Origin of the sequence: Nodosilinea sp. AN01ver1, assembly GCF_050565655.1 — a bacterium.
GTDB lineage: Bacteria > Cyanobacteriota > Cyanobacteriia > Phormidesmidales > Phormidesmidaceae > Nodosilinea.
The window spans coordinates 1-11,338 of record NZ_JBNXVS010000087.1 but is presented as its reverse complement, the minus strand read 5'-3'; the positions used below and the strand labels follow the sequence as shown (position 1 = coordinate 11,338).

Annotated in this window: 8 protein-coding genes; 7 read left to right on the top strand and 1 reads right to left on the bottom strand. The window is 48.3% G+C overall.

Going from position 1 to position 11,338, the window contains the following annotated elements:
• Both ACQ4N7_RS29390 and ACQ4N7_RS29385 read left to right on the top strand, forming a co-directional pair.
• On the top strand, positions 1-2,427 hold a 2,427-nt coding region (locus ACQ4N7_RS29390), incomplete at its 5' end, for an Eco57I restriction-modification methylase domain-containing protein (RefSeq protein WP_430714983.1).
• A gap of 84 nt (positions 2,428-2,511) precedes the next feature.
• Positions 2,512-4,131, top strand: coding sequence for a hypothetical protein (locus tag ACQ4N7_RS29385; RefSeq protein WP_430714982.1), 1,620 nt, complete (start codon positions 2,512-2,514; stop codon positions 4,129-4,131).
• Positions 4,132-4,279: 148 nt separating this feature from the next.
• Here ACQ4N7_RS29385 and ACQ4N7_RS29380 read toward each other — a convergent pair whose 3' ends face one another.
• A complete protein-coding gene (locus ACQ4N7_RS29380; RefSeq protein WP_430714981.1) occupies positions 4,280-5,056 on the bottom strand; it encodes a GNAT family N-acetyltransferase in 777 nt (258 codons plus the stop codon).
• Between the two features lie 1,188 nt (positions 5,057-6,244).
• Here ACQ4N7_RS29380 and ACQ4N7_RS29375 point away from each other — a divergent pair.
• From ACQ4N7_RS29375 to ACQ4N7_RS29355, 5 genes are all read left to right on the top strand, one after another.
• On the top strand, positions 6,245-6,478 hold the full coding sequence (locus ACQ4N7_RS29375) for a DUF3892 domain-containing protein (RefSeq protein ID WP_430714980.1): 234 nt from the start codon (positions 6,245-6,247) through the stop codon (positions 6,476-6,478).
• A gap of 122 nt (positions 6,479-6,600) precedes the next feature.
• Positions 6,601-7,929: an HNH endonuclease gene (locus tag ACQ4N7_RS29370; RefSeq protein ID WP_430714979.1), complete on the top strand. Its 1,329-nt coding sequence runs from the start codon at positions 6,601-6,603 to the stop codon at positions 7,927-7,929.
• A gap of 12 nt (positions 7,930-7,941) precedes the next feature.
• Positions 7,942-9,372, top strand: coding sequence for a hypothetical protein (locus ACQ4N7_RS29365; RefSeq protein ID WP_430714978.1), 1,431 nt, complete (start codon positions 7,942-7,944; stop codon positions 9,370-9,372).
• Between the two features lie 282 nt (positions 9,373-9,654).
• A complete protein-coding gene (locus tag ACQ4N7_RS29360) occupies positions 9,655-10,539 on the top strand; it encodes an N-acetyltransferase family protein (RefSeq protein ID WP_430714977.1) in 885 nt (294 codons plus the stop codon).
• Positions 10,540-10,682: 143 nt separating this feature from the next.
• Positions 10,683-11,306, top strand: coding sequence for a hypothetical protein (locus tag ACQ4N7_RS29355; RefSeq protein WP_430714976.1), 624 nt, complete (start codon positions 10,683-10,685; stop codon positions 11,304-11,306).
• The last annotated feature ends 32 nt before the right edge of the window (positions 11,307-11,338 follow it).

Sequence of the window (11,338 nt, the reverse complement as noted above, 5' to 3'; positions counted from 1 at the left end):
GCGACGATCCCCAAAAGCACTGCCCTCCAACGTTTCAGCGTGAATCATAATAGGATTCTTCACGGCGATTGCCCCATGATTACTGCCGCATCCTACTACAACATGACTTATGTGTACTTAGTAGCCCGCTCTGAGAGAGGGGCTAGGGGTGAGGGCCTCCGTATTCTCCCCGATGGCTCGCTCTCTACGGCGGAACCTGGCGAGGCCATTCTGCCCAACGACCCGGATGAACGCCTTGCAGTGGCCCGGCGCATTGTGGCCGATCGCTGCCTGTATGGGGTAGATAAGAACCCGATGGCGGTGGAGATGGCGAAGTTGTCGCTGTGGCTGATTACCCTGCAGAAGAATCGGCCCTTCACGTTTTTAGACCATGCCCTGCGCTGTGGCGATTCGCTGCTGGGGGTGACGAGTCGCGAGCAAATCGAATTTCTGCACCTGAACCCGGATAAGGAGGCGGTGCAGCTCCGCACGGTGTCGGAGATTTGGCGACCGCTGCTGGCCCAGGCGATCGCCAAACGCAAGGAGCTGGAAAGCTTTACGGTCAACGACATTCAAGACCTGGCCCGCAAAGAAGCCCTGCAAGCGGAGGCGGAGGCACTGACCCGCAATATCAAAATTGCGGCGGATTATTTGATTGGCGAGGCTCTGGCCCAGGCGGGCAAGACGGGGAACCTGAAGGTGGAAGACCTGGGGGTGTTGTCGGGGCTGGTGACGGATGCCCTGGAGGAACCGGATGAGCAGCAACGGGAGAATAAGCTGCGGCAGATACGGGAGAAAGCCCAGCGGATGCTGAATGCAGGCAAGCCGGAGGGGCAGCCCCCGAGGGAGCCGTTTCATTGGGCGTTGGAGTTTCCAGAGGTGTTTTTGGATGCCCTTGACTCTAACCCTTTCCCTATGGGTTCTGGAGGTGGAGGCGGATTCTCCGCCATTGTGGGCAATCCACCGTTTCAGGGCGGCAAAAAAATCACCGGCACCGTAGGCACCGACTACCGCACATTTTTGGTGGAATACCTGGCGAAGGGCGCACGGGGCAACGCCGATCTTTGTTCCTATTTCTTTTTGAATGCGGGAAATTTGCTGGCCAAGGAGGGTAATTTTGGCTTGGTGGCCACCAACACGATCTCCCAGGGAGATACCCGCGAGGTCGGGCTTGATCAACTGGTTGCCCAGGGCTACGCTATCCCCCGTGCCGTGCCTAGTCGCCCGTGGCCAGGTACGGCAGCGTTAGAAGTAGCTTATGTATGGCTGTATAAGGGAGACTGGCAGCAGAAATTTGTGCTGAATGAAAACTTGGTAGAAGGTATTACAGCCTATTTGACAGTGCCAGGTAAGTCTTTAGGCCATCCCTATCGACTGGTAGCTAATGAAAATAAATCTTTCCAAGGTTCCATTGTTCTAGGGATGGGTTTTGTGTTGGAACCAAAAAAAGCCCAAGCATTGATCGACAAAGATCCGAAAAATAAGGATGTGCTGTTTCCCTATTTGAATGGTCAGGACTTGAACAGCAACCCCGACCAATCGCCAAGCCGCTGGGTGATCAATTTTTTTGACTGGCCATTGGATGCTGATCATGATGATCCCAAGAGTCCCAAAGGTGCGCCCTACGCAGCAGATTATCCTGATTGTTTGGCGATTATCGAAGAGAAAGTTAAGCCAGAGCGTACCCGCAAGAAGGAGAATGGTGAGTTTGCCTTACGAAAGCCGTTGCCACAAAAATGGTGGATTTATGCGGATAAACGGCCAGCGCTTTATGGGGCGATCGCGGAGTGCGATCGGATACTAGTATTTGCACAAACCAGTAAAACTAAATATCCTGCTTTCTCGAAGACAGGCATTGTGTTTGACCAAAAAGCTATCGTTATTGCCTCTCAAGAAATAAGCTGGTTTGCTTTACTCTGCTCACATATTCATTATTTCTGGGCAATAACTTATGGGAGCACCAGGACGGCTGATCCGGTTTACACACCCTCTGACGTTTTTGAAACCTTTCCCTTTCCCGAAAATATAGACACTTTAGAATCTATCGGCGAAACCTATTATGCCCATCGCCAAACCATCATGCAAACCCGTCAAGAAGGGCTCACCAAAACCTACGACCGCTTCCACGACCCCACCTGCACCGACCCCGACATCCAAACCCTCCGCCACCTCCACATCCAAATGGACACCGCCGTCGCCGCCGCCTACGGCTGGCACGACCTTCCCCTCAACCACGACTTCCACGACACCAAACAAGGCCTCCGCTTCACCATCAGCGAGAGCGATCGCCGCGAAGTGCTCGATCGCCTCCTCGCCCTCAACCACCACCGCTACGCCGAAGAAGTCGCCCAAGGGCTACACGATAAGAAAAAAGCCAAAGGCAAAAAGAACAATACCGGCAAAAAGAAATCTCAGCCTTCGGACTCAATTCAGACAAGGTTGTTTTAGTGAGTTTATCACCTCAAATATTCCCAACATCTATAGACACGATTCTCTACCCGCTTGTCCTTTATATCTCACCCAAACTAAGCTATGGAACAACCTAAAGAGTTAACTGGCGGAGATCTACGCAAAGCTCGACTCAAGGCCCTTGAAGACAAGAATATTATTTATGGTTGCCCATTTGAAACCATTGCCAAAAATTTCTTAAAAGAATTCCTGGGCTATGCAGTTTTTACCAAATTATCTTTCAACGAAATTAGAGATCGATACATTACTAAATTTAATCGCTTTTTGACGGGGACGCCGGACAAGGAAGACGCCTTTTATAAATTTATTTGCTCGGAATACCTTGAATTGGACAAAGAACCTAGAACTTGTCTTCTGTCTCTTTATCAAGGAGCTACTAAAGACCTTTTGCAGATAAAAGAAAATATAAATAAGTGTGATTCTAAGCCGAAAGATTCCGAGAAAAAGAGTGGTAGTCAAGCCAAGAAAGATGAAAGTAATCAGAAAAAACAAGATCTTGAGAAAAAAAGTAGCAGTCAGTCCAACGAAGGTGAAAGCGATTATAAAAAGTCGCTTCTTGAATATTACAAGAACTTAAACATTGCTGCGAGAGACGAAATTATTGAATTCATAACCTCTGAAGAGATATACGGTCTAGCACTGAGAAGAGCGTATAAGAACACTTTCGCTCTTCCAGATTTTCATGTAGCATATAGCTACCTTAGTAATCCAGCAAGATACGATCCCGATAATTTCTCTGAGATTAGCAATAAATTTCTGGACTTGCCTCATGCAAGATTTCGAGAAATAAATGATCTATACAAAAATAACAGGAATGAATTTTATCGACAAGCCTTCTATTACATAAAAGAGCACAAGGTCATAGATGAAATCCGCCAAAGAATTCGTTCAAACCATATTTTGAACGAACGAAGAGATATTCTTTTGCCAGCCTTAGACACTTATGAAGAGAATAAACAGATTTTTGTCAATCTAATACCTTTGCAGATCGAAGGATTGTTTTATGAATACTGCTTGGCAGTAGATGTTCCAGAAAACAAGCTTCAGTTGCCAGCTCTTGGAGAGAAACTTGATAAGATTAAAAGTCGAAATTCTGGATTTTATGATTTTGAATATTTCAAATTTGTTTTCCCAGTCACTAGAAATAGAGTTGCCCATGGCAAAATGATCGCTTCAGGAGATCTCGAAAAGGTCGCAGCCTTTATGTTGCTTGATCTGGCGGACGTTACCGAACGCATTGTCACTGACGCTCTCCCCATCAATACGATTCTCTTAGCACTCAAGAGAGTGCAGAACGGGCGTCCATGTTTTGATGAAGATCTCGTTAGGATTGCTTTCTTTATGGCAAACAAAAAAGAATTACCACCCTTCTATAGCCTAAACGATTCTCTTCAAACGATAAAGGCTCAATTTTCAGGAGATCATTTTTTTGGTTTTGCTAAACGACTCTCCCAGGTTGATGACTATACTCTTCTAGTCGGTCTAAAGATGGCTCTAGGATGGCTCAAAAAAGAAAACTCTAGCTTGAAAGTAAAATGTGTCGAGGTATTTCGTGAGATACACAAGACTGAGCAAAGGCTAGATGAAAATGAAAAATCTTCAAAGCATCGTGGACATATCTCATTATTTGATTTTTTCAGCAAGGTTGACCAAGCGCTTGAAATATTGCCCGACCTGTCCTAAATGTAGTTCTAACCAATTTGCTGGTACCTCCCAGCTTGAAAATCACACTTGTCCCTATTGCAAAGTCGGCAAGTTTGCTGCTGACCCAAGCTTCTGATGGATTTCCTAGCTAAATGCGAGCAATCTAGCTCTAATAAGGGACTTGATACTAGTGCTTAAATTCGTAAAAATTGAAATCGCAAATCTTTTGAAAACCCAATTTCAAATACAAATCATAACCCTGGGCTGTTGCACCTAGGGTTACGTGTTGATATCCTCGCTGCCGAGCCTTTCGTAAGACATCGATTAAGATTGCAATCCCAAATCCCCGCCGCCGATAATCGGGATGTACACAAACAAAATAGACGCCAGCAGTATCTCCACAATTGAGTAGAGAGGCTGTAGCTATTGGGCTACCTTCAAAATAACCCACGTAATGCTGGAAAGGAGCCTGATCACCCAAGCCGAGACGCTGGAAAACTTCACCTACCCAAACGGAGTCTTCGAATCCATGGGCAAGGATACCAGCATAGACATCTAAAGATGCTTGATTTCTTACTGGCTGAACTTCCAAATCGGCTCGTTGAGGAGGAAGAGAGTCAGTCTGATTTAGATCGTAGAAAAGTTGTGGTTCTTCCTCAATGAAGGTAAATCCGTGTTGAACCAATAGCGCAGCCAGCCCAGAGGGTTGGGTTGACGGAGTGATGAACCAATGCCCAAAAACTTTCCAATACTGCAACTGCTCAATAAACTTCTCTATCTCACTTGAGACCTCATGACTCTGGAGCTGAGTTTGCAGTACGGCATTGTAATAAGAAACAGGCGATCGAGGAACGATCCAATGGATCCTTTCGCGATCATATTCTTCAGGCTCCATACACCTACCTATGCATAGCAGGAAGTGTCGTAAATTCTTTTCAGCGATTTGGGTCATGTTGAACGTCATAGGGCATACCTAAAACCTCAGTTTGATGCGTCACGTGTCGCCAACGCATCTTATAGACAAATACTGCTTCTTACTTAATACCTGATAGTCTACGCTGATGAGCGATCGCTTCCCCAGCATCGAAGTCTCCACCGACGCTGCCTGTGCTGAAGAAGCCATGGGTTAGCAAGTAAATAGCAGCAACCTGCTGCATTTGCGAGAAGAACTGACGCGAAAATCTTGCTTCTAGTTTGGCAAGCCCCCAACTTCCGCCTCTGATTTCCTGTGAGGCGATTTACTCAGTAATATAGGCTGTACCGCTTTAGCTACACCCAAGGAGCCTTAGATGCCAGCAAAGAAGTCGGATTTAAGCTCATACTGTCCCTGCTGTGTAGTCTTACTGCGCCATGGCAGTAGGTTTTGAGCTCTTTTCAAGCCCAAGCTATCAGACTCCTAACGAGGCTCCTACCACCATTACCTCTGCGACAAGCTTCAGACCAGCTATTCTTTCGCCTCTGCTTCATCACCTTCAATATCTGGGAAAGGCTAGAACTCACTCTACCGGCCCACCAAGTCGTCTTCGACGCTTGCCGATTTTTCGAGAATCAGCGCTATCAGCTTGTTACTTTGGTCATTATGTCCGGCCACGTCCGTATGCTGATCCAGCCCCTCCTAAAACAGGCACAGACGGCAGCCCGAGCGCTGTGGTCGCATCATTCGCAACGACCAAGAGTTTGCAGTCGTTTAGGACTATATCTGCCAAAATCTAGTTAAAGCTGACCTATCCACGCCTTTGGGGAAATATCCATTTCTCTATATAAGGCACACCTAGCCCTGTACCAGCCTTGACCATCTGCTGCTGCTCTCCCCAAAACAGTCAACAGTCCTTAGCCTGACTGCCTGACACATCTCTGGAAGCCCCTGATTTCTCGTTGGAGGCGTTGCCCACAAGCCTCTTAGACTAAGCCTTTCAACCCTGGGCCGTAAATCAGAGGCTTCAGCTCTGAGGTGACGTATTTTCAAGGCTTTTGGGACTTGTGTCAGGCAACCAGGTCCTTAGCTCCATAGATTCGCCACTACTCAACAGGTGCTAGCCCTACATGTAGCGTTTAAAAAAAATTAACATGTAGATGTAGCGTTTTTTGCGGATCCTTGACTAGCATGGTACGCAAGTTCTTGAAACCCCTTACTCTTGCTGGGAGGTCACCTATGGTTAAGCCGCGCAAAATTGTTGATGCGAGAAGTGATAAGGATGGCAATATCAGCCACGTCCTGCTTGAAGGCAATCAAAACTTTACGCCTGTAGATAAGGCGGTCGGTATGGCTGACCAAGGCAAAGTTGAAAACGCCCATGCTGTTCATCCCAAGGTTGGAGATCCATATCTGAGAAGTAACCCTGACGGAGATACCAAAAACAACTTGGATGAAATGGCAAAAAGCTAAGCGCTCATATTGAGCCTAGACCTTAGGCAAAGCAAGGGCAACACATGAGGCTCTGTTTGCTAAGGAAGCCATGATCGGGGTGATAGCCATTTTCAATCACTCCTCTCTATATTCAACTACAGGTGGCCTCATCCGTGAGTCGGAAAAGGATTCCAGATAAGGAAATCAAACTACTATGTCTGCAATCAGGAAGAGTATGTGCGTTTCCAAACTGTGGAAAATCGCTGGTTCAGGAAGGAACAGCTTTAGACGATCCTGTTGTTACAGGTGAAATTGCTCACATCGTTGCCTATGAGCCTGGTGGCCCACGGGGAGACCCTAACTTTCCTGAGAATGAGCGCAATAAGCATACTAATTTGATTTTGCTCTGCGGCGATCATCACAAGCTGATTGATTCTCAGTTGAATACATACAGTATTCCCGTTCTACGGGAAATGAAAAAAGCTCACGAAACAAGAAGCTCTGAACTCAATCAGTCAAAATCTCCTGAGACTACAGCTAGTTTCATTCAAGATAGCTTACACAGTAGCCTTGTTGCAGTTTCCCATCTTCCCGCTATAGTGTTTTCGGCCCCTACTGACTACAGCGATCGTCAGGAAAATCAGGTCAAAGAGCAGATTTGCTATCCGGCTGATCCTTGGGAACTAGCTCCTTTCCTCTTGAAAGAAGGCCGTCTTTATACCTTTCATGATCTAAGAGAAGCTGGAAACCCGTTCCATTTAGTAACGTCTAATCGGGATATCCAGCAGATACAGACTCAAACACTATGGAATTCCGCAGAGGGAAAACGACGGTATCAAACTCTATTGAATCGTGCGCTCTACAAATTTACCGCTCGACTGGAAATTCGATATGATCCTAGCCATCATCGTTATTTCTTTCCAGCTGGCAAAGAAAAGAAGGAGCGAAGCGTTCTCTATCGGCCTCTAAATCAAAAGCAGTCTAAGCGAAAGGTCGCATGGCCAGCGAAAAACAAAGCAACTGGGGATACTAAAGGTTTTTGGATCCATTTTGCAAGTGCGCTTAAGTTTTATGAAGTAGCACCGTTGCAATGGTGCTTGAGCTTACGCCCCGAACGCCACTTTACATCAGATGGATCTACGCCGCTTCCTCCAAAGCAAGTTGGTCGTCGCGCGACAAGCATTAAAGCTCGCATGTATAACGATCTTTACTTGGGTGAGGTTCACTTCTGGCGAGACTACCTTAGTCAAGGCAAGCCCCAAATTCTCCTTAACTTTGGCAACCAGTCAGCCATCATAGATACATCACAACTCCTGTCCTTCAATATTGAGTGGCCCGGAGTTATTGAAGATACGAAGCCGTTTAAGAACCAGGTCGCCACCCATGATCTATTCAGCTATGGCGAATACCTCCAGGCGCTCGAAGGTGAAGACAGCTACTATACGGATCTGGACGATGATGAGGACGGTCACATTAATGATGAGGAGTAAATTAATACAGTGGTGAGCAAGATTAAACCGCTCGAATTGAATGCTCCTCAACTTTCTGCCCATTTTTTTGACGAGCCAAATCTTCTCTTCGCTGGTGACAGAGAACATAGCGATCCCAAAATTGGTATTGCCCTATATGGCCCTCGCTCGCTCGGCACTAGTCGCCATAAGCAAGAAGTCCATATTGGCTTCATTGGCACTGGCGAAGGTATGGTTGCCGCCAGGAAGTTTTATGGAGATCTGACTGATGGCGTTGCTGGAGATACTGGGCAGATTTCATTTCCTGGATGTAAACATGATCGAGGTTTTCGCTGTGAACTCCGCATGGATGAAAATCTTTTTGAGGCAATCACGAGAAAAGAAATCCTTGAAGTCCTGAACATCAAGAATCACAAGGATCGCTTCGAAAGACTTTTGGGCATTCTACAAACCAAGCTAGAACTGCTCACGCAGAGAGATTATCCCCTCGACTACATTGTTTTTGTTCCACCAAGCGATATTTTTAGAAAGTGTCGAGTTTTAGACTATCGAGTCAACAAAATCCCCATTCATCGAGATCTGCGACGGGCATTCAAAGCTTTGGCGATGACGTTTCATAAGCCAACACAGATCCTTCACGAAACGACAATAGGCCTCGTTGATTCTCGGCGACAACTTGATCATCCCTCTCGCATTGCCTGGAATCTCTTTACTGGTCTCTATTTTAAGGTTGAAGGACTACCCTGGTCTCCTGTTGGCCTGACGCCAAGCACTTGTTTTATTGGGATTAGCTTCTTCAGACCACTGGGTAGCGCCAATACTCTGCGAAGTAGTGTCGTACAAGCTTTTGATGAGAACGGGGAAGGGCTAGTTCTCCGTGGGCCGACGTTTCATTGGGATAGCCATCAAGATGGCCAATCTCCTCATCTATCTGAAAACATGGCTCATGAATTGCTGAAAATGGTACTTGAGCGCTACCGTAGCGAACGACGACAACTTCCCCGCCGGGTTGTCATCCATAAAAGCTCTCGATTTGAACCAGAAGAACGATTAGGCTTTGAAAAAGCGCTGTGCGTTTCTGGCGTTGAGGAATACGACTTGGTTTCCCTACGCATCTCAAACGACGTTCGCTTGATTCGGGCAGGGCAGTATCCACCTTTACGGGGGGCCAGCTTCAATGTAGGGAAAATTTCCTACCTTTACACCACTGGTTATATTCCTGAGTTAGGAGGATATCCGCACGGTCACGTTCCCTCGCCGCTTCAGGTCGCTGACCATATCGGTGATACTTCTGACGCTCAAATTAAGCAGGAAATACTGCTTTTAACAAAAATGAATTTCAACACGGCGGATTTTTCATGTTCATCTCCTATTGATCTGCGATTCTCAAAACAAGTCAGTGAGATCCTCCGCGAAATCCCAACAGACCAAGCACCTGAGCCAAAGTACAAATATTACATGTAGGGTTACGGACTAGCACAAACCTGTAAAGAGCCCCAGGAAGGTGTTGTACCAGTCTCAAGGATGAGAGTAGTCTGTTTTGATAAGCAACCGCTTCCCCATCATCGAAGTTCCTACCGATGCCGCCTGTGCAGAAGAAGTAAAAGCCAAGGTGAGGCCTACGCCGCTCCAGTTTCGCCTACTGTGTAGCCTCACTGCACCGTGGATAGAAGGCTTTGAGCCCTTCTCAAACCCGAGCTATCAGCCCCTTAGCGAGGCCCCTGCCACCCCTAGCTCATCGACATAATGACCCTAACCGCTCAACCTCATATTCGTCCCGCTCAACCCAGCGACAAAGCACCGATTCTCACCTTTTGCCAGCACACTTGGGATGACGAAGCCGACTACATCCCCGATGTATGGGATGTCTGGTTCGCCGACCCCACAGGCCACATTCTGGTCGCCGATCGCAATGGCCAACCCGTCGGCATGACCCGCCTCGTGCAACTCTCCGATACCGAAGGCTGGTGGGAAGCGCTGCGAGTCGATCGCGCCTTTCGCCGCCAGGGGATTGGCCACCAGCTTACCCAAGCGGCCCTGTCCCTAGCCCAATCTCTGGGCCTCACCACCCTACGCACCTGCGTCAGCGTCACCAATGCCTCAATGCATCCCTTCATGAAGCACCAAGGCTTCAGCCCCCTGGGTGACTACGCCGTCTACAGCGCTACAGCCAGTGAGGGTGCGCCTACGGCCCTACGGTTGCTAGGGGTAGATGATTGCGATCGCGCCTGGGCCGCCATTGATAGCTTTGTGGCTGAAGAGCGCGATCTTCTCTTTGTCGCTCGTGGTGCAAAATGGCAAACCCTCACACCCAATAACCTCGGCCAGCGCCTTGCCCAAGGCTGGGTCTGGGGCTGTTTTGAGGGCGATACCGTAATCAGCCTGTTCATCCGTAGCCAAATGGAAGCCCCCGACGGCACCCTCTGGATTGGCTGGCTAGGCGGCACAACCGCTGGAGTTCAAACGGCATTAAATGACATGCGATATCTGGCCCACTCACTGGGTTTCAAGGCCGTTGGCGGGTTCCTAGCCCAGTCCGAAACCTTAGCCACTCTTCTAAAAACGGTTGGCTACGATTTTTCTGACACCAGCGTCTACAAACTTTACGAAAAACCTTTGGGCGAGCAATGAGCTTGTTCTCCGCTTCAGATAGCCTCAGGTCTTGAAGAAGACTCAAAATCAAGTGTCATCGGCACTTCAGCTCCTGGGTACCATGGGGACGTTAGAAGCACCGTTCAAGCTTCTACAGTTCTGACACGGCAATGGGTATGGGGTTGAGTGACATCCTAGACAGCTACATTTACTTAGATCTGGAGGTGGACTTAAAAGGCCAGATCTTCAGCTACGGTCTGATATCGTCTGCCCATACCTTTCAGGCCTCTCAAGAACAAGCGCAGGATGTTTACAGCCAACTCATTCACGCGCTTCAGATCCAGGGCACACTCTGCGGCCACAACTTCCGCCGCTTCGACCAGGTTCACCTCACCCGCCAGTGGCCCGAGCTAGAGTCGTTACAGATTATCGATACCCTAGAACTCTCGCTGCTGGCCTTTGCCCTAGAGCCCTCCCACCGGCTGCAAAAAGACTACAAACTTAGCGACTACGCCAGCAACGACCCCCTCGAAGATGTCAGGGCCACCCGCCTGTTGCTCGAACAATGCCTGAAAAACTTGGGCCAACACCCAGCGCCCCTGCGGCAGCTCTACACCTGGCTGCTCACCCACGGAGAAACCACCGCCGATGCAGCTTACCGTGGCTTGTTTGAGCCCCTAGGCTGGCTGCCAGAAGCGCCCCCGGCCTTTGGAGATATTGTCAAATCTGGTGTATGGCTAGGATCTAGGCGGCATCCTGCATCTGGGTCATATCGGCGTTGTCATCAGCCCGGTATCCATCTTTGAACGGAACTCCTTCAATTACGTCGGCGAGGTGT